Annotated in this window: 21 protein-coding genes; 12 read left to right on the forward strand and 9 right to left on the reverse strand. The window is 70.1% G+C overall.

Features of this window, described 5'->3' with window-relative positions; genetic code table 11:
- Nucleotides 1-182 precede the first annotated feature (182 nt).
- Nucleotides 183-2,156, reverse strand: a complete 1,974-nt coding sequence (locus ACFYXH_RS23475; RefSeq protein ID WP_389566174.1) for a SulP family inorganic anion transporter — start codon at nt 2,154-2,156, stop codon at nt 183-185.
- Nucleotides 2,150-2,788, reverse strand: a complete 639-nt coding sequence (locus ACFYXH_RS23480; RefSeq protein WP_389566177.1) for a carbonic anhydrase — start codon at nt 2,786-2,788, stop codon at nt 2,150-2,152. Before ACFYXH_RS23480 ends, ACFYXH_RS23475 begins: the two co-directional genes overlap by 7 nt.
- A gap of 259 nt (nt 2,789-3,047) precedes the next feature.
- Here ACFYXH_RS23480 and ACFYXH_RS23485 point away from each other — a divergent pair, with 259 nt between their 5' ends.
- Complete coding sequence (locus tag ACFYXH_RS23485; RefSeq protein WP_389566180.1) at nt 3,048-3,893, forward strand: response regulator transcription factor; 846 nt, start codon at nt 3,048-3,050, stop codon at nt 3,891-3,893.
- Complete coding sequence (locus tag ACFYXH_RS23490; protein WP_389566183.1) at nt 3,890-5,347, forward strand: ATP-binding protein; 1,458 nt, start codon at nt 3,890-3,892, stop codon at nt 5,345-5,347. The genes ACFYXH_RS23485 and ACFYXH_RS23490 overlap by 4 nt, the downstream gene beginning before the upstream one ends.
- Before the next feature lie 161 nt (nt 5,348-5,508).
- On the opposite strand, the gene ACFYXH_RS23495 is transcribed toward ACFYXH_RS23490, so the two are convergent.
- On the reverse strand, nt 5,509-6,669 hold the full coding sequence (locus ACFYXH_RS23495; RefSeq protein WP_389566186.1) for a PP2C family protein-serine/threonine phosphatase: 1,161 nt from the start codon (nt 6,667-6,669) through the stop codon (nt 5,509-5,511).
- Between the two features lie 184 nt (nt 6,670-6,853).
- Nucleotides 6,854-7,978, reverse strand: coding sequence for a hypothetical protein (locus ACFYXH_RS23500; protein WP_389566788.1), 1,125 nt, complete (start codon nt 7,976-7,978; stop codon nt 6,854-6,856).
- Nucleotides 7,979-8,350: 372 nt separating this feature from the next.
- Here ACFYXH_RS23500 and ACFYXH_RS23505 point away from each other — a divergent pair, with 372 nt between their 5' ends.
- The 7 genes from ACFYXH_RS23505 (at nt 8,351) to ACFYXH_RS23535 (ending at nt 16,701) form a co-directional block, all read left to right on the forward strand.
- Nucleotides 8,351-9,826, forward strand: a complete 1,476-nt coding sequence (locus ACFYXH_RS23505; protein WP_389566189.1) for a cellulase family glycosylhydrolase — start codon at nt 8,351-8,353, stop codon at nt 9,824-9,826.
- A gap of 80 nt (nt 9,827-9,906) precedes the next feature.
- The gene (locus tag ACFYXH_RS23510; protein ID WP_389566191.1) at nt 9,907-11,205 is read left to right on the forward strand and encodes an alpha/beta fold hydrolase; all 1,299 of its coding nucleotides are present in this window, start codon (nt 9,907-9,909) and stop codon (nt 11,203-11,205) included.
- Nucleotides 11,206-11,233: 28 nt separating this feature from the next.
- Nucleotides 11,234-11,968, forward strand: a complete 735-nt coding sequence (locus ACFYXH_RS23515; RefSeq protein ID WP_389566193.1) for a PIG-L deacetylase family protein — start codon at nt 11,234-11,236, stop codon at nt 11,966-11,968.
- A gap of 253 nt (nt 11,969-12,221) precedes the next feature.
- Entirely contained in the window at nt 12,222-13,190 is a 969-nt protein-coding gene (locus ACFYXH_RS23520; RefSeq protein WP_389566195.1) for an NADPH:quinone oxidoreductase family protein, read from the forward strand.
- Nucleotides 13,187-14,368 (forward strand): acyl-CoA dehydrogenase family protein, encoded by a 1,182-nt coding sequence (locus tag ACFYXH_RS23525; RefSeq protein WP_389566197.1) that lies wholly within the window; start codon nt 13,187-13,189, stop codon nt 14,366-14,368. Before ACFYXH_RS23520 ends, ACFYXH_RS23525 begins: the two co-directional genes overlap by 4 nt.
- Entirely contained in the window at nt 14,365-15,459 is a 1,095-nt protein-coding gene (locus ACFYXH_RS23530) for an acyl-CoA dehydrogenase family protein (protein WP_389566199.1), read from the forward strand. The genes ACFYXH_RS23525 and ACFYXH_RS23530 overlap by 4 nt, the downstream gene beginning before the upstream one ends.
- A gap of 369 nt (nt 15,460-15,828) precedes the next feature.
- Nucleotides 15,829-16,701, forward strand: coding sequence for a phosphatidylinositol-specific phospholipase C/glycerophosphodiester phosphodiesterase family protein (locus ACFYXH_RS23535; protein WP_389566790.1), 873 nt, complete (start codon nt 15,829-15,831; stop codon nt 16,699-16,701).
- Nucleotides 16,702-16,837: 136 nt separating this feature from the next.
- On the opposite strand, the gene ACFYXH_RS23540 is transcribed toward ACFYXH_RS23535, so the two are convergent.
- Entirely contained in the window at nt 16,838-17,533 is a 696-nt protein-coding gene (locus tag ACFYXH_RS23540; RefSeq protein WP_389566201.1) for an SDR family oxidoreductase, read from the reverse strand.
- Between the two features lie 134 nt (nt 17,534-17,667).
- Between ACFYXH_RS23540 and ACFYXH_RS23545 the strand changes: the two genes are divergently transcribed.
- The gene (locus ACFYXH_RS23545) at nt 17,668-18,525 is read left to right on the forward strand and encodes a helix-turn-helix transcriptional regulator (protein WP_389566203.1); all 858 of its coding nucleotides are present in this window, start codon (nt 17,668-17,670) and stop codon (nt 18,523-18,525) included.
- 127 nt (nt 18,526-18,652) lie between these two features.
- Here the strand turns inward: ACFYXH_RS23545 and ACFYXH_RS23550 are convergent, their stop codons facing one another.
- The 3 genes from ACFYXH_RS23550 to htpX all read right to left on the reverse strand — a co-directional run bounded on the left by ACFYXH_RS23550 (nt 18,653) and on the right by htpX (nt 20,499).
- Entirely contained in the window at nt 18,653-18,775 is a 123-nt protein-coding gene (locus tag ACFYXH_RS23550) for a hypothetical protein (RefSeq protein ID WP_389566206.1), read from the reverse strand.
- Nucleotides 18,776-18,922: 147 nt separating this feature from the next.
- Complete coding sequence (locus ACFYXH_RS23555) at nt 18,923-19,522, reverse strand: hypothetical protein (protein WP_389566209.1); 600 nt, start codon at nt 19,520-19,522, stop codon at nt 18,923-18,925.
- Between the two features lie 56 nt (nt 19,523-19,578).
- On the reverse strand, nt 19,579-20,499 hold the full coding sequence (gene htpX, locus ACFYXH_RS23560; protein WP_389566212.1) for a zinc metalloprotease HtpX: 921 nt from the start codon (nt 20,497-20,499) through the stop codon (nt 19,579-19,581).
- Nucleotides 20,500-20,845: 346 nt separating this feature from the next.
- On the opposite strand from htpX, the gene ACFYXH_RS23565 reads away from it, so the two are divergent.
- Nucleotides 20,846-21,040 (forward strand): hypothetical protein, encoded by a 195-nt coding sequence (locus ACFYXH_RS23565; RefSeq protein ID WP_327327556.1) that lies wholly within the window; start codon nt 20,846-20,848, stop codon nt 21,038-21,040.
- Here the strand turns inward: ACFYXH_RS23565 and ACFYXH_RS23570 are convergent.
- A complete protein-coding gene (locus tag ACFYXH_RS23570; protein WP_389566214.1) occupies nt 21,030-21,464 on the reverse strand; it encodes a hypothetical protein in 435 nt (144 codons plus the stop codon). The genes ACFYXH_RS23565 and ACFYXH_RS23570 overlap by 11 nt on opposite strands.
- Before the next feature lie 156 nt (nt 21,465-21,620).
- On the opposite strand from ACFYXH_RS23570, the gene ACFYXH_RS23575 reads away from it, so the two are divergent.
- Nucleotides 21,621-23,189 (forward strand): hypothetical protein, encoded by a 1,569-nt coding sequence (locus ACFYXH_RS23575; protein ID WP_389566216.1) that lies wholly within the window; start codon nt 21,621-21,623, stop codon nt 23,187-23,189.
- The last annotated feature ends 1 nt before the right edge of the window (nt 23,190 follow it).

Raw genomic sequence — 23,190 nt, forward strand, 5'->3', positions numbered from 1 at the left:
TGCTTGGTCCTTGACGATCAGTTGCGGCCACGCTGCCGCGACGCCGGGTCGTCCCGGAGGACGGCAGCCCGGCGACGCACGCTGAATCGAGGCCAGGGAGCTTGCGCGAAATTCCTGTGCTGAGGTGGTGCTGGAGCCCCCGGCGCGCCGGTGACGGCGCGTCCTCGGCTGGGGCGACCGGGTCAGCGCATTCGCACCCGGGACCCGTATTCCTCCACCGAGACGGCCGAGTCCGTCGAGTCCGTCGAGTCCATTGAGTTGATTGGGCCCTGCACCGGAGTCGGATCGAGGTAGAACCACTGCGCCGTCGGCCCCGGCACATGCGCCGCGCTGTTGTCGGGCGGCGGCTGCACCTCGGATGCCGACGGGCCGGGCGGGGCCGGCGCGTTCGGTGTGTTCGGGCGCAGCAGCTCCACGCGTACGTCCGATCCTCGGTGCTGGGCCACGAACTCGTCCACCTGGCTGCGACAGGCGTGGTCCCAGTGCGCCACGGCGGTCAGATCGAGCCGTACCCTCGGCTTCCCGGCGGCGGCGACCGCCTCCAGCGCGTCGATCAGCTTCGGCAGCCGCAGGAAGGTCATATTGCCCGCCATGACCAACTTCGCGGTGTCGCCCTCCACGCTGGTGCGTACCGAGGTCTGTGACATCCGCAGCGCGGCCAGCACAATGCCCGCCGCCAGACCCACCAGGACGCCTTCGAGCAGAGCGGTGGCGACGATCGCGACCGTGGTGAGGGTCATCACCACGAGCTCGCCGCGGTCCTGCCGCCACATCTTCGGGAATTCCTCCGGCGCGAACAACTTCCAGCCGCTGTGCACCAGCACACCCGCCAGTACGGAGATCGGGATGAGAGCCAGCACGCTCGGTAGTAGCAGGGCAAACGCGAGCAGCCACAGGCCGTGCAGCGTGCGGGACAGCCTGGTCTTGGCCCCTGCCTGCACATTGGCCGAGCTGCGTGCGACAACCGCGGTCATCGGCAGCGCGCCGAGGAAGCCGCAGAGGGCGTTGCCCGCCCCCTGGGCGATCAACTCGGAGTTGTAGCGGGTGCGTTCGCCGGTGTGCATGCGGTCCACGGCAGCTGCGGTGAACAGGCTCTCCGCCGAGGCGATGATGGTGAAAGTGACCACTGTGGTCAGTACCGAGCCACTGGCCAACGCCGCGAACTGCGTCGGTCCGGGAATCTGTACGGATGCCAGCAGGTTGCCGACCTGAAGCGTGGCGATCCGGACCCCCGGCAGGGAGGCCACCGCCATACCGCCCGCCACCGCGACCAGTGCGGGCGGCACCTTCCTCACCGGACCCGGCAACTTCTTCCACAGGAAGCTCAGCACGACGGTGGCCAGACCGAGCCCGGCCGCGATCGACTTCTGCGGATCGGCCGCGGTGTTCGCGATCAACTCCGGAATGCCCAGCATGTTTTCGACCGGCTTGCCGATGGCTTTGGCGTCGGCCAGCGGATAGGCCTGGCTGAACATCAGCGGCAGCCCGATCCCGGCCAGCATGCCCTGCACCACGGCTATGGAAATCGCCTGGAACATCCGGCCCAGCCGGATCAGCCCGAGCCCGATCTGCAGCACCCCGGACGCCAGCACGATCACCCCGAGCGTGGCCAGGCCGTGCTCCACCACCGCCTCCGCGACCAGTGCCGCCAGACCGGCCGCGGGGCCGCTCACCTGAAGGGTGCTGCCGCGCGCCATACCGACCACCAGGCCGCCGACGACCCCGGAAATGATGCCCAGTTCGGGCGGTGCGCCAGAGGCCACGGCCACGCCGATGCACAGGGGGAGGGCGACGAGAAAGACGACGAAGGAGGCGGTGATCTCGGTGGCGAGATCCACCTTCTGAGGAGTCCTGCCCTTATTCCCGCCGGGCGGCTGCGGTCGTCGTGACGGGGGCGGTGGTTGCGGGGCTGGTGTTCCGTGCGAGGGGGGCGCATCGCCGTACGCGTCGGACGAACCGTCGGTGTCGTACGAACCGTCGGCGTCGTACGGAGACGGCCCTGCGATGTCGGGTGTGGACGGCATCGCCTGCGTAGGACTCGGTCCGCGCACGGAGCGCTGGGCCCGGTGCCGACCGCCTCGGGCCCTGCCCTGGCGCCGCTTGCTGCCGTTGCCCTGGTCGTACCCGGAATCCTGTTCCTGACCGGGGCTCAGCATGCGTGCACCCGGAAGGTGTCGCCATCCTCGCTCAGTTCCCAGAGCTCGCCCGTGTCCACCTCGTAGTACCAGCCGTGCAGCCGCAGCATGCCCTGCGCCAGCCGTCGCCGGGCCGCCGGGTACTCCCGCAGCGCAGTCAGCTGTACCCGCACGTTGAGCTGCGCCAGTTCTGTCAGGCGTGCGGCTTCGCTCTCGGCGGAGGAGTTGACCGAACCGGCCGGCTCACGGTCCAGCACGGGAGCCAGCCCCGGCCTGGCGACCTCCAGCCAAGCCCCCACGCGAGGCAGTGTGGAGAAGTCGTTGCCGGAGGACAGCGCGCCCATCGCGCCGCAGTGCGAGTGCCCGCAGACGACGATGTCACGGACGTCCAGCACCTCCAGCGCGTACTCGACCGTGGCGGCCTCGCCGGACACCACGTGCTGCCCGAAAGGCGGCACGATGTTGCCCGCATTGCGTATTTCGAAGACTTCGCCGGGCCGTGCACCCGTGATCAACGCGGGTATGACACGGGAATCGGAACAGGCGATGAAGAGTGCCTGCGGAAATTGCCCCTCGGCGAGTTTCCGATATGTGTGGCTTTCGAAATCTACCCGGCGCCGGAACGACCGGGCGCGTTCGAGCAGAGCCTTCATGGTGCCTCCCTAGTGGGTGGTCATGGCCTGGACCTGGCTCAACACCGTAGAGAGGGCGATGCAAGGCGAAGGTTAGAGGAACACTAGAGCCACGTCAGAATCGGGCAAGGCGCTGTGACCTGTCTCCCAATGTCCGTGGACGCGGGTGCCGTCGATTTCAATCAATGTACGGTGATCGTCCCGGGTGCGGACTATCGGGAATTAATGTTGCGAGGATTTACTCAGGATTTACTCTGCATTCACGGGAAGACGGAACTCAATGACCCTGCGGGCTTTGCTCATCGAGGACGACGAGACGATCGCCGAACCCCTTGTGGAGGGCCTCGGCCGCTACGGCCTGACGGTGGGCCATGTGTCCACGGGCGCCGCCGGGCTGCAAGGCCCGTACGGCGACATCGTCCTGCTTGATCTGGGACTGCCCGATATGGATGGCATCGACGTCTGCCGTGGCATCCGCCAGGTCTCCGACGTGCCGATCATCATGCTCACCGCACGAGGAACGGAGGCCGACCGGGTGCTGGGCCTGGAGCTGGGCGCCGACGACTACCTGGCGAAACCAGTCAGCATCCGGGAGTTGATCGCACGCATCCGGGCCGTGACCCGCCGCACCGCAGCATGGTCGGGTGCCGCGACTGCCGCGGAAGCCGCCAACGGCCCCGGGGCCTTACCGCGGGCGGCTGTGGCGACCCCGCCCGCTACAGCACCCGACTGGGGATTGGGGGCATCTGCGTGGCAGGACCCCGAACCTTCGCGCGAACCCGGACGCATAGCGCCGCAGTCCTCCCCGACGGGGGCCCTGGTCGTCGACCGCCGCACCCGCGAAGTCTGGATCGGGGAAAGGCCGATCATCCTCACCCCCAAGGAGTTCGACCTGCTGGCCCTCCTGGCCGAGGACCCCGGGGCGGTCTACTCCCGCCAGGAGATCCTTGACCGGGTCTGGGATCTGCACTTCCACGGCCCCACCAAGACCCTGGACGTCCATGTCGCCACCCTGCGGCGCAAGTTGGGCGACCCGGCCTGGATCCAGACCTTGCGCGGGGTGGGCCTGCGCCTCGCCGTACGCCCCCGCACCGACACCAACCACCCGGAATCACAGCCCCGATGACACGCCGACTGCTGCTCAGCTATCTGACCCTCGCGGCCCTCGTCCTCATCTGCCTGGAGTTCCCACTTGGCTACGTCTACACCCGGGCCGAGCGTGAGCGCGCCACCAACGCCGCCACGGAAGAAGCGGAATCGGTTGCCGGCTACGCTGCCCTCTCCCTCGCCTACGGGCGTCCCAAGGAACTCGCCGAACGGGTCGACATCTGCGCGGAACGCATCGGTGGCCGACTCCTGGTTGTGGACAGCAGTGGCACCCTGCTCGCCACCTCGCACCCGCTCAGCCGCGACCAGCAGGCCGGCCTCGCCCAGCACCCGGAGATCGCTGCCGCGCTGCTCGGTGGTGACGGAGCCAACGTACGCACCTCCACCATCGGCGGCGTCCAGTGGCTCTCGGTCGCCGTGCCGGTACGGCACGGTGCGACGCTTCACGGCGCCGTACGCCTCACTGTCCCCACCGACGCGATCGCGAACAACGTCCACCGGGTGTGGCTTGTGCTGGGACTCGGCGGGCTCGGGGTGCTGGCCGTTGTAACCTTGGCCGCCTTCGCGCTGGCCCGCTGGATTGGCCGCCCGATCCTCGAACTGGAGCGCGCCGCCCACACCTTGGCCGGCGGCAGCCTCTCCACCCCGGCCTCCGTCACCACAGGACCGCCCGAAGTACGCAGCCTGGCCGCCACTTTCAACCGCACGGCCGCACTGCTGGAGCATCTGCTCGCTTCCCAGAGCGCCTTCGCGGGCGAGGCGTCCCACCAGTTGAAGACCCCGCTTGCCGCGCTGCGGCTGCGCCTGGACAACATGGAACCCGGCATCCCGCCCCAAATGCGAGGCAACCTGAACGCGGCGATGACCGAGACCGACAGGCTGGCCAGAATGGTCGAGGGCCTCCTCGCCTTCGCCCGGATGGAGGAGACCGCGCTCACGCCTGAACCCGTCGACCTGGACCGGGTACTGCAGGACCGCACCCTCGCCTGGACCGGGCTGTACGCCCGGGAGGGCGTCCGCCTCGTCCTCAAGGGCAATCCGGTCGGCACCGCCCTCGCGGTGCCTGGCGCACTCGAGCAGATTCTGGACAACCTGCTCTCCAACGCCCTGCGCGTCGCCCCCACGCGCAGCGTGGTGACCGTCTCCCGGCGGCTCTCGGCCACCGCGGCGGAGCTGCACGTCGAAGACCAGGGCCCAGGTATGACCGCCGAACAACGCAGCCGCGCGTTCGACCGCTTCTGGCGCGCCCCCGACGCCCCCAGGGGCGGCACCGGCCTCGGCCTCGCCCTCGTTCAGCGCCTCACCCTGGCCAGTGGCGGCGAGGCCCTGCTCCTCCCCGCCCCGGGCGGCGGCCTCAGGGCCGTCATCCGCCTCCAGCCCGCGACGCCCCGCCGCTCCAACAGCTTGCCGAGCCTCCCGCACCCCCGCCGCCGCCCGGCGGTAGGCGCCTGTACGGCTGCGGGGAAGCGGTGAAAGGCCCGTCGCCGAACGCGATTGCCCGGCCCCGGTCCTGGGGTCGGCGTGCAGGTCCAGACGCCGCCTCGCGCCCACGTCCCGGCCCGACCAACGCGGTGCGGGGCACGCCGTCGGCCCCCGCGCACAAGCGGCCGCCGTGGATTCGCGGTTACGGCCGCCTACAGCTCGCTGCTGTGATCACGTGCCCCTTTGCTGCTCATGTCTGCAGACAGGCGCTCGATCGCCACCATGGCCGCGTCGTCGTCCAGATATCCGCCTGCATGGCTGAGCAGGTCGTTGCACAGGTAACTCAGGAGGGCGCGAGGTCCCTCGCCGGACCAGACGGTCACCCGTTCAGCCAGGGGGTAGAACGTGCCGACCTTGTCGCGGGCCTCGATGACGCCGTCCGTGTAGAGCAGGACGATGTCGCCGACCTCGAAGGCAAAGACTTCGGCGGCGAAGGCGGACTCCACGAATTCGGTGAGGCCCAGAGGCGGTGCCGGGTGGTGAACTTCGAGCGGGGTGACCTGGCCACCACGCAGCAGCAGGGGTGGAGGGTGGCCGCAGTTGATCACGTGCAGGGCCGACTCGTCGTCGGGGACGTCGAGCACAGCGGCGGTGATGAATGTTTCGCTGTAATCCTCCATGTCGCTTCCAGGGGCTCCGGGGTCGGTCAGGTCCGAGGAGACGGTTCGCTCCAGATAGGCCACCAACACCGGCAGGTCGGCCTGTTGATGGGCGGCCGCCCGGAAGGCGCCGAGGAGGAGAGCGGCGTCTCCGATCGCCTCCAGTCCCTTGCCCCGCACGTCACCGATGATGAGCCTGGTTCCCTGGGCTGTGCGGGCGGCGGCATACAGGTCGCCGCCGATCTGCGCCTCGGCTTCGGCGGCCAGATACACGGAGGCGATGCGCAACGAGCCGATCCGGTGGGGAAGCGGCCGCAGCACCACTTCCTGTGCCGCCTGGGCCACCCAGCGCAGCTGGGTCAGTTCCTTCTCGTGCCGTTCCCGCAGATGGGCGAGGAAGGTCACGAACACCGAGATCAGGATCAGAGCGATGATCTGGAAGGTGTGGTTCAGGTCGGTGAGGCTGGTGCGCATCATCGCGACCACGGCCTGAGCCAGCACGGCTACCGCGCCGACGAGGCCCGTCGTTCGAGGACCGGCGAAAGACGCCGTGATAGCGGGAGCGGCGACCAGGAAGGGGCCGAGGTGGACTTCGGGTGGAGCCAGGGTGTCGACCACCGTGACGATCGCGATCAGCGCGAGCGGTACCGCCACCAGCACATGCCCCTGCTTCCATGACCAGCGCTCATCCCCACGGAGTCGTCGAGAGCCCATGGACCCTGAATACACCGCACCACGGCCGAGCGCCGCGCGCCCTGCCGTGGTGTGCTGCTGGAGCGCCGCACTCGGAGCGGCCCGGCCGAGCCGAGACGCGCGACGCGTCCTCGCTGTCGGGCTCGCCGGCACGGCCCTGCGGGGCACAAGGGTCCGGCGCTGACGGTGTCTCTCGCCGGGCTCGCTACGCCTGGCCGGCGTGCAGGCTCTCCAGGCGCCGCTGGAGCACCTGCAGCGCCCCGCGCTGACGGCCCGGGACACCCTGGCGCAGCCTGACGAGCGCCGGCGCGAGTGAGCGTGCCCGGGGCAGATCGCGGATCTGTTCCCACTGGTGGTGGGCCCGGTCGACCGCCCCTTCGACATCGGGATCGTCCGGGGCCTGCCGACGCGTCAGCCGGGCTTCGGCGGCGGCCATCCACAACTCGCAGCTGAGACCGGGATCCCGGGCGAGCCGGGCGAGATCGGCCCGGACCTCCAGCCAATGGATGGCCTGCACCGAGCCGGGGCCGTGGGTCCGTAGCTCCTGCTGTTCCCAGGCCGCGGCCGCCGCCGCGGCCTCGGCGTGCCGCCCGGCCTGCGCGGCGGCGAGAATCGCCGGATGCGGGTCGGCCGCCACCGCGGCCCGCGCGGCGGGGACCCCCGCGGGCGGAGGAGTGCCGATCGTGAGCAGCAGCGCGTCGTCGGCGCCGACCCGCGCCGCGGCCTGTTCGTGCAGCGTGGCACGGTCCGGCCGTGCGCCGCTGCGCCAGATCGCCGCACACGCCTTCAGATAGGCGGGGGCCGCGGTCCCGCGGCGTGGGGACGCCGGCGCGATACGGCCGTAGAGACGGACGCCATGCCCGAGGGCGAGGCCTTGCGCCGCGATGTGCTGCCACGCCTGGGCATCGGCGACCAGATCGACGACCACGGTCGTGGTGTCCGGACGCCGGATCGCCAGTTCGCCCGCGAGCCAGTGCCATGGAAGCGCCGTGTAGCGCATGGTCGTCGGTGTCGTCCGGGCGAGCGCGAGATGCAGGAGCCGCTGCCTGCGGTCCAACTGCAGCTGCCCGGCGATGTACAGGGACAGCGGCCCTTCCGCGGTCGCGGTGGCCCGGATCCGGGTGAGTACGGTCTGGGGGTCGAGCGGATCGGCGAGCTCGATCACGGTCGCGGCCGGTGTGCCCGTCAGCGCGCTGGGCGGTACGGCGGCGAGCGCGGGCAGCACCGAACTCGCGTCGATGAGACGGCCCTTGCCGACCGGGGCGGCTGCGATGAGCAGTGCGGTTCCCGGTTCTGCTGTGTCCCCTCCGTTGATCACCACAACCAGCACCGTAGCCGACGTCGCCGCGGCCGTAGCCGAACCCGAAGCCGAATCCGCCCGCAGGGTGCGGTACACCCTGGCCGAAGGCTTCCGGCCGTGCGGCCCGCCGGAGCCCACGGCCCGGCACAGCGGCCGGGCGGCAGCGCACACGGGTAGGGCTGTACGAGTTGTACGGCACGCAACCGCCGCCGTTTCTTGTCATGGCCCTTGCAGAGCGAGGTGGACGCTGCTATTCCACCGGTTAGGAAAGTTTCCTTCCAGTCGTATCCGTCAGGCAGCCGAATCCGTTGGTCCGTCGTATCCGCCTGTCAGTTCCACCGCCGGTCAGTTCCATCCGGCAGTCAGTCCCGCCCCCACCAGCCCAGGCAAGGGAGACCCCCCATGAGACCGGCACGGTTCTGGTTACGCTCGCTCGGCGGCGTCGGCACCCTCGGCGCCGCCCTGCTCCTCGGCCTCACCGCAGCGCCCACAGCCCCGGCCGCCCCTGCGGCGTCCGCGGCCCCGGCAGCTGCCACCGTCACCCACGAGGCCGAGAACGCGGTCATCTCACAAGGCGTCGTCGAGTCCAATCACGCAGGCTTCACCGGCACCGGCTTCGTCAACTACAACAACAGCACCGGCAGTTACGTCGAGTGGACGGTCGACGCCGCCCAGGCCGGCAGCACCTCGCTGACCCTCCGCTACGCCAACGGCACCACCGCCAACCGTCCGATGGACATCACCGTCAACGGCGCCGTCGCCGCCGCCAAGCGCGCCTTCCCCGGCACCGGCGCCTGGACCTCCTGGGCCACCACCACCGTCACCGCCGACCTCAAGGCCGGCGCCAACACCGTCCGGGCCACCGCAACCACCGCCAACGGCGGCCCCAACGTGGACCATCTCGCTGTCGAAACGGGCGGGCCGGCACCCGGCGGCAAGACCCCCGTCGCGATCAACGGACAGCTCAAGGTCTGCGGCACCAAGCTCTGCAACCAGTACGGCAAACCCGTTCAGCTGCGCGGCATGAGCACCCACGGTCTGCAGTGGTACAGCCAGTGCGTGACCTCCGGCTCACTCGACGCCCTGTCCACCGACTGGAACGCCGATGTCCTGCGCATCTCCATGTACATCCAGGAGGGCGGCTACGAGACCAACCCGCGCAAGTTCACCGACCTGGTCCACTCGATCATCGAGCAGGCCACCGCGCGCGGGCTGTACGCGATCGTCGACTGGCACATGCTCAGCCCCGGCGACCCGAACGTGAACCTCTCCCGCGCCAAGACCTTCTTCACCGAGATGTCGCAGCGCCACGCCAACAAGAACAACCTGCTGTACGAGATCGCCAATGAGCCCAGCGGTGTGAGCTGGTCGAAGATCAAGAGCTACGCCGAGCAGCTCATTCCGGTCATCCGGCAGAACGACCCGGACACCCCGATCCTGGTCGGCACCCGCGCCTGGTCATCCCTCGGCGTCTCCGAGGACTCGGACGAGACCGAGATCGTGAACAACCCGGTCAACGCCTCCAACATCATGTACACATTCCACTTCTACGCGGCCTCGCACGGCACCGAGTACCTCAATACGCTCTCCCGTGCCGCTGACAGACTCCCCATGTTCGTCACCGAGTTCGGCACCCAGACCGCCTCCGGCGACGGCGGGAACAACTTCACCAGGGCCCAGCAGTACATCGATCTGATGGCGAGCAAGAAGATCAGCTGGTCCAACTGGAACTACTCCGACGACGAACGCTCCGGCGCCGTCTTCAAGGAAGGGACCTGCAACAAGAACGGTCCCTGGACCGGCACGGGACAGCTCAAGCCCGCCGGTGTCTGGGTCCGCGACCGGGCCAGGACCCCGGACGACTTCCCGACAAGCTGACACCGGCTCCGTATGTACCCCGCCCGCCCATGTGATCCCATGGGCGGGCGGGGTACCGAAAGACATGAGCAGGAGCAGCAGTGACCAGCTATCGCCAGCCGGGAATCATCCTCACCGACCGGCACTTCACCGTCCCGCTCGACCACGCCGACCCGGCGGGGGAGCAGCTCGAGCTGTACGGCCGCGAAGTCGTCGCGAGCGGGCGGGCCGGCGGGGATCTGCCCTGGCTGGTCTATCTGGAGGGCGGCCCCGGCTTCGGTGCCCGCCGTTTCATCGGCAAACAGGCGTGGCTGGGACGGGCCGTGCAGGAGTACCGGGTGCTGCTCCTCGACCAGCGTGGCACCGGCCGCTCCACTCCGCTGAACCGCCAGACCCTGTCGCTGCGGGGCGGACCGCAGGCCCAGGCCGACCATCTCGCGAACTTCCGGGCCGACAGCATCGTGCGCGACTGCGAGACGATCCGGCCGCGGCTCACCGGCGGCGCGCCGTGGACCGTACTGGGCCAGAGCTTCGGCGGATTCTGCGCCACGCACTATCTCTCCACGGCGCCAGAGGGCCTGCGCACGGTGCTTGTCACCGGTGGTCTGCCCTCCCTGGACGCCGGGGCCGAGGACGTCTACCGAGCCGCGTACCCCCGCATCCAGCGCAAGGCCGAGGCCCACTACGCCCGCTACCCGCAGGACGTGGAACGGGCCCGCCGTATCGCCGCGCACCTCGCGGAGCACAAGATCGTGCTGCCAGGCGGCTACGCCCTCACGCCCGAGGCCTTCCAGTCACTCGGCATCCTGCTCGGCGGCGGGGAGGGCAGCCACCAGCTGCACTATCTGCTGGAGGACGCCTTCGTCCGTACGGGAGCGGGGTACGAACTCTCCGACGCGTTCCTGGAGAGCGTGCTCGCCACCCTCTCGCACGCCGCACATCCGCTGTACGCCGTATTGCACGAAGCGATCTACGCCCAGGGCGCGGAGCCGACCGCCTGGGCGGCCGAACGGGTCCGGGCCGAATTCCCGCAGTTCGACGCTGCCACAGCCCTGGCCGGTGACGGGCCCCTGCTGTTCACCGGGGAGACCGTCCACCCCTGGCACTTCGAGGTGGACCCAGCGCTGCGCCCGCTGCGCGAGGCCGCCGAACTCCTCGCCGCGCGCACCGACTGGACCCCGCTGTACGACCCGGCCCGGCTCGCCGCCAATTGTGTGCCGGTCGCCGCGGCCATCTACCACGACGACATGTACGTCGACACGGAGCACTCGCTGCGCACGGCGCGCACCATCCGGGGACTGCGCACCTGGGTCACCGACGAGTACGAGCACGACGGGGTGCGGGCGGGCGGTCCGCGCGTCCTCGACCGGCTGCTCTCCCTCGCCCGCGCGGAGCTCTGACGCACATTCAGCGCCGTATCCTGCGCCCATGACCGAGCAGTTGGAACCCATGCCCGACGACTGGCAGCGCGCGCTGGCCGTAGTCGCCCACCCCGACGATCTCGAGTACGGCTGCGCCGCGGCCGTCGCCGGCTGGACCGACGGCGGACGTGAGGTCGCCTACCTCCTGGCCAGCCGCGGCGAGGCCGGCATCGACACCATGGAACCGGCCCGGTGCGCCCCGCTGCGCGAGCAGGAGCAGCGGGCGAGCGCGGCCGTCGTCGGCGTCTCCACAGTGGAGTTCCTGGACCACAAGGACGGAGTGATCGAGTACGGGACGGGGCTGCGCCGGGACATCGCGGCGGCCATCCGGCGCCACCGGCCCGAGCTGGTCATCACCCTCAACCACCGTGACACCTGGGGTGGAACCGCGTGGAACACCCCCGACCACCGGGCCGTGGGCAGGGCCACGCTGGACGCGGCAGCGGATGCGGGCAACCGCTGGATCTTCCCCGAACTCATCGCGGAGCAGGGCCTCGAGCCGTGGAGCGGGGTGCGTTGGGTGGCCGTCGCGGGCTCCACTACGCCCACCCACGCGGTCGACGCGACGCCAGGCCTGGAGCGCTCCGTACTCTCGCTGCTGGAGCACCGCAGCTATATCGAGGTGCTGACGGACCAGGACCCGGAGACGTACTGCCGCAACTTCCTCACCGGAAGCGCCCAGGCTGCGGCGGAGCGCTTCGGCGGCCGTCCCGCGGTCACCTTCGAGCTGTTCCGGCGCTGACATCGGCGGTCCGGCCTTCTGGCAGTTCGTCGCAGGTGCCGGCCCGCGCCGAGGGCCGCCGCGCCCGGCCCCGGCTCGTACGGACCGGCTTCGCGATCTACCAGTACGACCGGGCGTACCGGTCCACACGGCTCGGCAGCGCCACGGGTCCGGGCCAGGCCGAAGCAGGCCTGATCGGGTCTTCCGCAGAGGCAAGCGACCGCTTAGTATGCGAAGGAGCGCAGTACCGCCTACGGTTTGTGGAGGCCCCGAAATGCAGGCATGGCGAGTGCACCGGAACGGCGAGCCGAGCGAGGTGATGCGGCTCGAAGAGGTGGACCGGCCCACGCCGGGCGAGGGGCAGCTGCTGCTGAAGGTCCGCGCCGCGAACATCAACTTTCCCGACGCGCTGCTCTGCCGCGGCCAGTACCAGATCAGGCCGCCGCTGCCGTTCACGCCGGGTGTGGAGATCTGCGGTGAGACCGAGGACGGCCGCCGGGTGATCGCCAACCCCGCCCTGCCGAACGGCGGACTCGCCGAGTACGTCGTCGCCGACGCGGCGGCGGTGCTGCCCGCGCCCGAGGCCCTGGACGACGCCGAGGCGGCCGCACTGCACATCGGCTACCAGACGGGCTGGTTCGGGCTGCACCGCCGGGCGCACCTCCAGGCGGGGGAGACGCTGCTCGTGCACGCCGCGGCGGGCGGCGTCGGCAGCGCCGCCGTCCAGCTCGGCAAGGCGGCCGGCGCGCGGGTGATCGGTGTCGTCGGCGGCGCGGAGAAGGCGCGCACGGCAAGGGAGCTCGGCTGCGACGTCGTCATCGACCGCCGGGAGGACGACATCGTCGCCGCGGTCAAGGAAGCCACCGGTGGCCGCGGCGCGGACGTCGTCTACGACCCGGTCGGCGGTGACGCCTACGCCAAGTCGGTGAAGTGCATCGCCTTCGAGGGCCGGATCGTGATCGTCGGCTTCGCCAGCGGCTCGATCCCCACCCCGGGCCTCAATCACGCCCTGGTGAAGAACTACTCGATCGTCGGCCTCCACTGGGGCCTGTACAACACGATGGAGCCGAGCGCGATCCGCGACTGCCACGAGGAGCTGACCAAGCTCGCTGCGCAGGGCGTGATCAAGCCGCTGATCAGCGGGCGCGTCGCCATGAAGGACGCCGCGGACGCCGTCCAGCGTGTCGCGGACGGCACGACCACGGGCCGCCTGGTCGTCATCCCGGAAGGAGAAGCCCGATGACGGACGCCACCGAAGTGCGCAGCCGCACTGAGCAGTTGCTGGCCGCACACCCACCGGCCACCACGGACCGCACCGACTTCCTGAAGGCGCGCTTCGACGCGGGCCTCGCCTGGGTGCACTACCCCAAGGGTCTCGGCGGACTCGACGCCCCGCGCACGCTGCAGACCGCCGTCGACGCCGAGCTGACTGCTGCGGCCGCGCCCGACAATGACCCGCGCCGTATCGGTATCGGCCTCGGCATGGCCGCGCCGACCATCCTCAAGTACGGCTCCGATGAGGTGAAGCAGCGCTTCCTTCGTCCTCTGTGGGTCGGCGAGGAGGTGTGGTGTCAGCTGTTCAGCGAGCCGGGCGCGGGCTCCGACCTCGCGGCGCTCGGCACCCGGGCCGTACGGGACGGCGACGACTGGGTCGTCAACGGCCAGAAGGTGTGGACGTCCAGCGCCCATGTGGCCCGCTGGGCGATCCTCATCGCCCGCACCGACCCTGACCTGCCCAAGCACCGGGGCATCACCTACTTCATCTGCGATATGACCGACCCGGGTGTCGAGGTGCGGCCGCTGCGCCAGATCACCGGTGAGGCGGAGTTCAACGAGGTCTTCCTGACCGATGTGCGTATCCCCGACGCACACCGCCTCGGCGAGGTCGGCGAGGGCTGGAAGGTCGCCCAGACCACCCTTATGAACGAACGCGTCTCCATCGGCGGCAGCCGCCTCCCGCGCGAGGGCGGGATGATCGGCCCGATCGCGCAGACCTGGCGCGAACGCCCCGAACTGCGTAACCACGATCTGCACCAGCGGCTGCTGACGCTCTGGGTGGAGGCGGAGGTCGCCCGGCTGGCAGGAGAGCGGCTGCGCCAACAGCTCGCCGCCGGCCAGCCAGGCCCCGAAGGCAGCGGAATGAAGCTCGCTTTCGCCCGCCTCAACCAGGAGATCAGCGGCCTCGAGGTCGAACTCCGCGGCGAGGAAGGCCTGTTGTACGACGACTGGACCATGAGCCGTCCCGAATTCGTCGACTTCACCGGGCGCGACGCCGGCTACCGCTATCTCCGCTCCAAGGGCAACTCCATCGAGGGCGGCACCAGCGAAGTGCTGCTGAACATCGTCGCCGAACGCGTCCTCGGGCTGCCCTCCGAGCCGCGCAACGACAAGGACGTCGCCTGGAAGGACCTGGCCCGATGACGACTCAGCCCACGCCCGATCTGCTGTACTCCGAGGCCGAGGACGACCTGCGGGCCGCCGTACGCTCTCTGCTCGCCGACCGCGTCGACACGGCGTCCCTCCTGGTGCGCGCCGAGTCCGGTACGCCGTACGACCCCGAGCTGTGGAAGGCGCTCGCCGGGGACATCGGCGCGGCCGGACTCCTCGTACCCGAGAAGCTCGGCGGGCAGGGCGCGAGCCACCGCGAGGCCGCCGTCGTGCTGGAGGAGCTGGGCCGCAGCGTCGCCCCCGCGCCGTATCTCACCAGCTCCGTCATCGCGACCCAGACCCTGCTCGCGCTCGACACGGGGACGGAGGCCGTCGCCGGGCTGCTGACCGAGCTGGCGGCCGGCCGCAGGACCGCCGTCCTCGCCGTGCCGCTGTCGGCGTCGCCCGACGGGCCGCTCCCGGTCGACGCACCCAGGATCACCGGTGTGGCGGATGCCGCTGCCGCCGATGTCCTCCTGGTGCTCAAGTCCGACGGCCTGTACGCGGTCGAGACGGCGAACGCCACCGTCGAGGCGCTGACCCCGCTCGATCTGACCCGTCCACTCGCCGCCGTCACCCTCGACGACGCGGCCGACGCCACCCGCCTCGCGGACGCGGAGACCGCCGAGACGGCCGTACGCCGCGGACTGCTCGCCGGGGCCGGGCTGCTCGCCTCCGAGCAGCTCGGACTCGCGGAATGGTGCCTGGAGGAGACGGTCCGTCACACCCGCGAGCGCCACCAGTTCAACCGGCCCATCGGTTCGTTCCAGGCGCTCAAGCACCGTATGGCCCAGGTGTGGCTGGAGGTCGTCTCGGCCCGGGCCGCGGCCCGCAACGCGGCGGACGCCCTCGCCACGGACAGCTCCGACGCCGCCCTCGCGGTGACCGTGGCGCAGACATACTGCTCCCGGGTGGCCGTGCGCGCGGCTGAGGAGTGCGTCCAGCTGCACGCCGGTATCGGCATGACCTGGGAACACCCCGCGCATCTGTACCTCAAGCGCGCCAAGTCCGACGAGATCGCCCTGGGCACGCCGGGCCGCCACAAGGAGGCGCTGGCCGCACTGGTCGACCTGCAGGCTCCGTAGGGGGCTGTGCACCGAGGCACTGTTCATCGCAACTCAGGCCGCCGCGCCGACCATCGGCGCGGCGGCCTTCGATGCCGCCGGAACTCAGCTCCGTGTGAGCAGGGCCGTACGGCCGGCCCGCGCCGTCCGACGCGGCAATCACCGGACGAGATCCGGCCGTTCACCACCCGGGACCGCCATGCCTGCGACACCCGGGACCGCCACGCCCCTGACGCGTTCGACCGCTGGACGGCAAGCTCCCCGCGCTCCGGTAGCCGTCTTGAGCACCAGGTGACAGGTGGCCGAACTCTTCGCGCTGCTCTGCCCATTGGGCTGCCCCGGGCGGATACTCACCGGTGTCCCTCCCGACCCGCAGAGCCCGGAGGCACCATCGTGCTGACCACCCGTCGCAGAGCCGTCACCACCCTCGCCGCCGCGCTGGCCGGCACCGTCGCCGTGCCCGCCTATGCGCAGGCCGCCGAGAAGTACGGCGGGCAGACCGGCCCGCAGCCGCTCCGCCGGGCCCACGCCCACAACGACTACCTGCATGAACGGCCCCTCCACGACGCCCTGTCGCACGGCTTCACCAGCGTGGAGGCCGATATCTTCCTGGTGAACGGCGAGCTGCTCGTCGCCCATGAGCCGGCGGACCTCGACCCGACCCGCACCCTGCGCTCGCTCTACCTCGACCCGCTGCTGGCCCGGGTGAAGGCCAACCACGGCTCCGTGTACCGCGGGTACCGGCGGCCCGTCCAGCTGCTGATCGACATCAAGACGGACGGCGCCGCCGCGTATCTCGAACTCGACCGCCGGCTGCGGCACTACCGGCGGATGCTCAGCACCTACGCGTACGGCCATGTCCGCCTCGGCGCCGTCACCCCGGTCATCTCCGGCGACCGCGCCGCCCGCGTACCCATGGAGGCGCAGCGCGTGCGGTACGCCTTCTACGACGGCCGCCTCGAAGACCTCGGCACCACCGCCCCCGCCTCCTTCGTCCCGCTGATCTCCAGCAACTGGACGCAGAGCTTCAGCTGGCTGGGCACCGGCCAATTCCCGGCCGCCGAGCGGCAGAAGCTGCACGCGATCGTCGCCGACGCTCATGACCACGGGCAGCGCGTCCGTTTCTGGGCGACGCCCGACGTGGCCGGTCCCGACCGCGACGCAGTGTGGACCGAGCTGCTCGCCGCCCGCGTCGACCACATCAATACGGACGATCTGGCCGCGCTCGAGCGCTTCCTCCGCGCACGGGGTCAGCACACCTAGTACGCCAGTGCGCACTTCGTGATCCATGTGCTGGATGCGTCAGAGGGCCGTGTTCCGGGGAAGCGGCTGCGTGATCCGTCACCGGTACCAGGCGGTGCGCCACGATTTCCTTCTTTCTGGGGGGAGTTGGTCTGGGTTACCAGACGACCGGGCCGGCCTTGTCGAAGAAGCCGCCGGTCGGGCCGTCGGCTCCGATGACGGCCATGCGGACGATGATCTCCGCGCCCTCTTCGACGCTGTTGGTGCCCCGGTGGCCGTTGAGGTCGGTGGCGGTGTAGCCGGGGTCGACAGCGTTGAACCGGATGGCGGGGTACGCCTTGGCGTACTGCGAGGTGACCATGACCAGCGCCGTCTTGGAGGAGTTGTAGTCCAGCAGCGCCACATGGAACTCGACGCGGCCCGGGTCGGCGGTCGCCGCCAGTGAGCCCAGACCGCTGCTGACGTTGACGACGACCGGGGCGTCGCCGGCCTGCAGGAGCGGCAGGAAGGCGTGCGTGACGCGCACGACTCCGAAGACATTGGTGTCGTAGGTGGTCTGCATGTCGGACCCGGTGACCTCGCCGACCGGCTTGCCCGCGCCGACGATCCCGGCGTTGTTGACCAGGACATCGAGGCGGCCGGCGTCGTCGCGGACGAATTCGGCGGCAGCCTTGACGGAGTCGTCGTCGGTGACGTCGATCTGGACGAAGCGGGCGCCGAGCTTCGCGGCCGCCGCCTGACCGCGCTGGGCATCGCGTGCCCCGACGTAGACGGTGTGCCCGGCCTCAATCAGGCGGCGGGCCGTCTCGAATCCGAGGCCCTTGTTCGCTCCGGTGATCAGTGTGGTGGTCATGCGCTCACTCCGGTGATCGGTGGGTCGGTGATGCCTCCACCCTCGTCGCACCGCGTACGAACAGGCAGTACCCGCCTTTGCCTATGGACTGCCAGTACCAGGCTGTCCGGGCGCGGCGGCCGGATACTGGGGGCGTGAGTGAATCCAGGGAACTGGGCAGGGCACTGCGCGGCTGGCGCGACCGCACGGCCCCCGCCGCGGTCGGACTGCCCGCCGGCGGAGTACGGCGCGCCGCCGGACTGCGACGCGAGGAACTGGCGCAGCTCGCCGACCTGTCGGTGGACTACATCGTCCGCCTGGAACAGGGCCGGGCCACCTCCCCGTCCGCGCAGGTCCTGTCCGCGCTGGCCCGCGCCCTGCGGCTGTCGGCGGCCGAGCGTGAGCACCTGTATCTGCTCGCGGGCCAAGCGGCGCCGGGCCCCGGGCAGCTGTTGGCTCACATCCCGCCAGGGGTCCGAAGGCTCCTCGACCAGCTGGACGGCGTACCGCTCAGCGTGCACGACGCGGCCTGGAACCTGATCCTGTGGAACCCGTTGTGGGCCGCCCTGTTCGGGGATGCGTCCGCTCAGCGCGGACGCGAGCGCAACATCGTCTGGCGCCACTTCGCCGGCCTGCCCAGCCGCGTCAGCCACACCCCCGAGCAGAAGGCCCGGTTCGAGGCGGCCGTGGTCGCCGATCTCAGAGCGGCGACCGCCCGCTACCCCACCGATGTCGGCCTGCGCTCCCTGATCAAGGACCTGCGGGGCAACAGCACCGACTTCGCACGCCTGTGGGACACCGGGATCGTGGGCGTCCACGAGACGGACACCAAAACCATCCACCACCCCGATGTCGGAGTACTCACCCTCGACTGTGACGTCCTGATGGTTCCCGGCAGCGATCTACGCATCGTCGCCTACACCGCCGCCCCCGGCAGCGACGCCTCCGACCGGCTGGGGCTCCTCAACGTCATCGGCACCCAGGCCATGACCGAGAACAGCACCCCGGCGTAGCAGTCAGCCGCGCCGCATACGACGCCCACGGCCAGCAGCCCGGCACACCCACCACCGACGACGGCTCGCTGACCCATCCCTGGGTCCACCTGCCCGAGGAGCACGGCAACTGACGCGCGGCCGTTTCTCAACCGTCGAGTGCCGCCGCCATGTGGTCGAGGTCGGCGTGGAGCTCGGCGAGACGTTGCTCCGGGACGGCGTCGGTCATGCGCTGGTCGATGGCGTAGAACGGCGGAGCGTGCCGCCGCAAGGCGACGGTGGCCCTCCTCGGTGAGGTGGGCGGGCAGAAGGCCGGGCCGGCGGTCCGCGGTCGCTCGGTGCGGTAGTGCCCAATGCGGCAAGTCCGCTTGTCGCCGGCATCTTCCTCTGGTCCACCGGATGATCCAAACGAAACGACCTACTTCGGACCCCCGAGGCCCGGCGCGCCCCAGACCGGGAACCAGCGGGCCAGATCCGTCTCGATGCGGAGGTCGTCCGTGAGCAACGCCCTGGTCTGCAGTTCCAGGGCGTTGTCCCGCTTCTCCTTCGTACCGGCGAGCGGCGCGAAGGGGTAGAAGGTACCGCGCTTGTACAGGTAGACCAGCGCCAGCGAGCGATCGCCGGATGTCTCATGGAAGGCGATCAGGGAGCAGAGCAGCTGCGGGCCGAAGCCGGCGTCCTGGAGCAGGGTGTTGACCGCGTGCAGGTCGTTGACCAGCGAGGCTGTATCGTCGGCGGGGTGGCGGGCGAGGAGCCAGGTGTAGCCGTACGCGTCCTGGCTGAACTCGACCGGGACACCGCCCCGGTCGGTGTCGGCGTCGAGCAGCTCTCGTACGTCCTCCTGGAGTTGCGCGAAGGCGCCGCCCTCCACGCTGGCGAAGCACACCGAGCCGATGCCGGTCGGAGTGAAGCCGGCGCCCGCCTGGAGGGTGATGGCGGCGGCGGGCAGGCCGAAGAGCTGGTCGAGGTCGGGCCGTACCGGCTTGCTGCGGCCAAGGATCGTGTCGAGGAGTCCCACAGAAGTGCCTCTGTCAGTCGTCTGTCGGGCGTCTGTCAGTCGTCGCGGGGGGCGCGTTACGGGCGGGCCAGCTGCGTCGAGATCTTGCCCAGCTGGTCCAGACGCTGCTCCAGCGTCGGGTGCGAGGACAGCAGGCGGCTCAGGCTCTCCTTGGAGGAGAACGCCGGCGCGAACCAGAAGGCGTTGAACGGCTCCGCCTTGCGCAGGTCCTGCGTCGGGATCCTCGCCATGTCGCCCGTCACCTTGGTGAGTGCGGACGCGAGCGCCGAGGGGCGGCCGGTCAGCAGGGCGGCCGCGCGGTCGGCGGACAGTTCGCGGTAGCGGGAGAGCAGCCGGGTCAGCAGGAAGCTGATCACGTAGACGACCGCGCTGACCAGGGGTATCAGGAGCATGGCGATCGCGGCGTTGCTGTCGCGGCTGCCACCTGCCCGGCCGAAGCCGCCCCACACGGCGATACGGGTCATCACGCCGGCCAGGACACCGAGGAACGATGCGATCGTCATCACCGCGACATCGCGGTGGGCGACGTGCGACAGCTCGTGGGCGAGGACGCCCTCCAGCTCCTCCGGCTCCAGCCGGCGGAGCAGGCCGGTAGTGGCGCAGACCAGCGCGGTCTTCTCGTTGCGGCCGATGGCGAAGGCGTTCGGCACATCGCTCTGGGCGATCGCGACGCGGGGCTTGGGCATGTCGGCGAGCGCGCAGATACGGTCGACGGCGCCGTGCAGCTCCGGCGCCTGCTCCGGCGTGACCTCGCGAGCTCCCATGCTGAAGGCCGCGATCCGGTCGCTGAACCAGAACTGCGCGATGAACAGACCGCCTGCGATCAGCAGAATGATCGGCCACGAGCCTCGGAGGATCGCCAGCAGGGCGCCAACGAAGACGACATAGAGCAGCCCGATCAGGAACATCGTCGTCACCATGCGGGTGGTGAGTCCGTGATCCGGGGCGTAGCGGGACGGAGGCCTGTTCCCTGGCATCTGACACCCTCCGGGACGGAGCTGTTTCTCGTTCCCCCTCACTCGATTGTGCTCCTGTCGCAGCTATAGCCGGGATAAGTGAGCTCGCGCACGCCGTGTGGGTGGACCGTGCCGCAGACCTTGGCGCGGGCGGGCCGGCCGCGTCGAGCCGTCCGTACTGGTCGCGACGGGGCAGATGCTCCGCGTCACCGGCACGCGTTCAGCACCTTCATCCGGCGCCTCTCCACTCGAAGTCACCGGCAGACAACACCCGAACGGCGGACACGCCAGTCGGCCGTATGGGCCCTCCACTACGCCAGACTGACGGCCGAATGCCGCAATTCCGGCGCGGCGGAGGAGGTTGGCGATGGCTATTTCGATCTCGTTGGTGCTGTTTCTGCTGGTGCTCACAGTGATCTTTCTGCGGAACGGCGGACTGAAGATGTCTCACGCCGTGGTCTGTGCCCTGCTCGGGTTCTTTCTCGCAAGCACGAGCATGGCGCCGACCATCCAGGAAGGCATCGCGGCCACCGCCCATGTGGTGGGCAGCCTCAGACCGTGACCTTCGGCGGCACTTCGACGTCCGGCGGCAGCTCGAAGTAGCCTCCGCCGCCGGCGTCCACATGCACCACATGGGTCCCGACGCGGACGATCTGAGCCTTGCCGACCCGCCAGGACCCGCACTCTTCCTCGCTGTCCACCAGCGGCGTCCACACCTCGCGGAACGTGCTGCCGTCCGGGTTCGTACCCGTCTCGATCAGCCGGTCACCGTCCCGTTGAAGGGTTCCCACATCCTCGCCGGGTTCCCCGACGTCGTGGTGGAAGCGGACACAGGTGCCGTCGTACGTGGTGATGCCGGCGAAGCCGCGGCTGTCCGCGTAGTAGGCGTCGATCTGGAGCCAGACCACCTGCTCGTTCTCCTGCAGGGGTCCGCCGTTGCGGCTGATTCCGGCGCGCAGCCAGGCGCCGCGAGTGGGGGCATTCACGTGCACCAGCATGTCAGCCGGTGCCGTGCGGCCCGCTCATTTCGCGATCATGAAGCGTCCATAAAACCCATGGCCCTTCCATGGACACCTCAAGGGGCCGGCTCTAACGTCGGGCGGCGGCGCGACCCGTACACCCGTACGCAACCGAGGAGCCGTATGTCCCGAAGAGCGCTCGTCCGCGCAGTGGCCCTGGCCCTGGCCGTCGCCGCGACCACCTCCACCGCCCCCGCCGCGCAGGCGGAGGAGATACCCAAGGCACCCGGCCACCGACTGGTCAGCCAGTACGAGGGCACGCCCGCCGACGCTCGGCCGGTGCCGGGACAGGCGCCCCCGCAGCACCCCTTCCTCGCGCCCAACGGGCGCAGCGGCATGCACGCGGACGCGGCGGGCAGCGGCACCCATCCCTACTCCGGTCCCCTCGGCCGCGACCCCGAGGTCACCAGCGAGCGGATCGCCCCGGTCGGTGGCGAGTGCGCCACCGCGACCTTCGACGCCGCCGGCCGGCTGATCACCGTCTGCGGGACCTTCACCGGGTTCCTGCTGAAGCTTCTCGACCCGCGCACGCTCGACACGCTCGCCGAGTACCGGTTGCCGCAGCGCTCCTCGACCGTCGAGGCCATCACCCGGCTGGACTTCTCCAAAATCTTCAAGGACACGTCCGGCGGCGCCTACTTCTACCTCGACGACCAGGACCGGGTGGTGCTGGCGGACTCGCGACAGCACATCCTCCGTATCGCCCATGAGCAGGCGGGGGACGGCAGTTGGCGCTTCGTCGTCGACAACGACTGGGATCTGACCGCCCACGTTCCGCACGACTGCGTCAGCTGGACGAACCTGTTCCCCAGCGGCACCTGCGACCCCGTCACCTCCGTCATGCCCGACTGGCAGGGCCGCATCTGGTGGGTGACACGGCTCGGACGCGTCGGCAGCGTCGATCCTCGGACGTCCGCGATCCGTTCGGTCCGGCTGGACGGCGAAGAGATCCAGAACTCCTTCTCCGTCGCCCAGGACGGCGTATCGATCGTCTCCGACCACGCCCTCTACAGCTTCCGTTCGGACGCCGACGGGACGCCGAAGATCCAGTGGCGCCAGACGTACGACCGCGGCACGGGCACCAAACCCGGTTCCGTGAACCAGGGCTCCGGCACCACGCCGGACCTGTTCGGCGACGGCTATGCCGCCATCACCGACAACGCCGACGACCGGATGAACGTCCTCGTCTACCGCCGTGGCACCGACGTCCCGGACGACCGCCGCCTCGTCTGCAAGGTGCCCGTCTTCGGATCCGGCGCGTCCACCACCGACAACTCCCTGATCACCTGGGGCAACAGCATCGTCGTCGAGAACAACTACGGCTACGAGAACCCGGCCTCACTCACCTTCGGTCGCACCGTTGTCGGCGGCGTGAGCAGGATCGACGTACGCGAGGACGGCAGTGGTTGCGACACGGTCTGGCAGAGCGGCGTCCGCTCGCCCTCCACCGTCCCCAAGCTCTCCACCGCCAACGGCCTCCTCTACTTCTACGAGAAGGAGCCCAACCAACTCGGCATCGACGCCTGGTATCTGACCGCCGTCGACTTCCGCACCGGCGAGCGGCGCTGGAAGCGGCTCACGGGCACGGGCCCGTCGTACGACAACAACTGGGCGCCGATCACCATCGGCCCCGACGGCACGGCCTACGCCGGGGTCTTCAACGGCATCGTGGCGGTACGGGACCGCGGCTGAC

The organism is Streptomyces sp. NPDC002730, assembly GCF_042888805.1.
Lineage (GTDB): Bacteria > Actinomycetota > Actinomycetes > Streptomycetales > Streptomycetaceae > Streptomyces.

Bases quoted from the DNA above. Each gene is read 5' to 3' on its own strand.
- ACFYXH_RS23475 (WP_389566174.1), bottom strand. From the start codon at position 2,156: ATGCTGAGCCCCGGTCAGGAACAGGATTCCGGGTACGACCAGGGCAAC.
- ACFYXH_RS23480 (WP_389566177.1), bottom strand. From the start codon at position 2,788: ATGAAGGCTCTGCTCGAACGCGCCCGGTCGTTCCGGCGCCGGGTAGAT.
- ACFYXH_RS23485 (WP_389566180.1), top strand. From the start codon at position 3,048: ATGACCCTGCGGGCTTTGCTCATCGAGGACGACGAGACGATCGCCGAA.
- ACFYXH_RS23490 (WP_389566183.1), top strand. From the start codon at position 3,890: ATGACACGCCGACTGCTGCTCAGCTATCTGACCCTCGCGGCCCTCGTC.
- ACFYXH_RS23495 (WP_389566186.1), bottom strand. From the start codon at position 6,669: ATGGGCTCTCGACGACTCCGTGGGGATGAGCGCTGGTCATGGAAGCAG.
- ACFYXH_RS23505 (WP_389566189.1), top strand. From the start codon at position 8,351: ATGAGACCGGCACGGTTCTGGTTACGCTCGCTCGGCGGCGTCGGCACC.
- ACFYXH_RS23515 (WP_389566193.1), top strand. From the start codon at position 11,234: ATGACCGAGCAGTTGGAACCCATGCCCGACGACTGGCAGCGCGCGCTG.
- ACFYXH_RS23520 (WP_389566195.1), top strand. From the start codon at position 12,222: ATGCAGGCATGGCGAGTGCACCGGAACGGCGAGCCGAGCGAGGTGATG.
- ACFYXH_RS23525 (WP_389566197.1), top strand. From the start codon at position 13,187: ATGACGGACGCCACCGAAGTGCGCAGCCGCACTGAGCAGTTGCTGGCC.
- ACFYXH_RS23530 (WP_389566199.1), top strand. From the start codon at position 14,365: ATGACGACTCAGCCCACGCCCGATCTGCTGTACTCCGAGGCCGAGGAC.
- ACFYXH_RS23540 (WP_389566201.1), bottom strand. From the start codon at position 17,533: ATGACCACCACACTGATCACCGGAGCGAACAAGGGCCTCGGATTCGAG.
- htpX (WP_389566212.1), bottom strand. From the start codon at position 20,499: ATGCCAGGGAACAGGCCTCCGTCCCGCTACGCCCCGGATCACGGACTC.
- ACFYXH_RS23565 (WP_327327556.1), top strand. From the start codon at position 20,846: ATGGCTATTTCGATCTCGTTGGTGCTGTTTCTGCTGGTGCTCACAGTG.
- ACFYXH_RS23575 (WP_389566216.1), top strand. From the start codon at position 21,621: ATGTCCCGAAGAGCGCTCGTCCGCGCAGTGGCCCTGGCCCTGGCCGTC.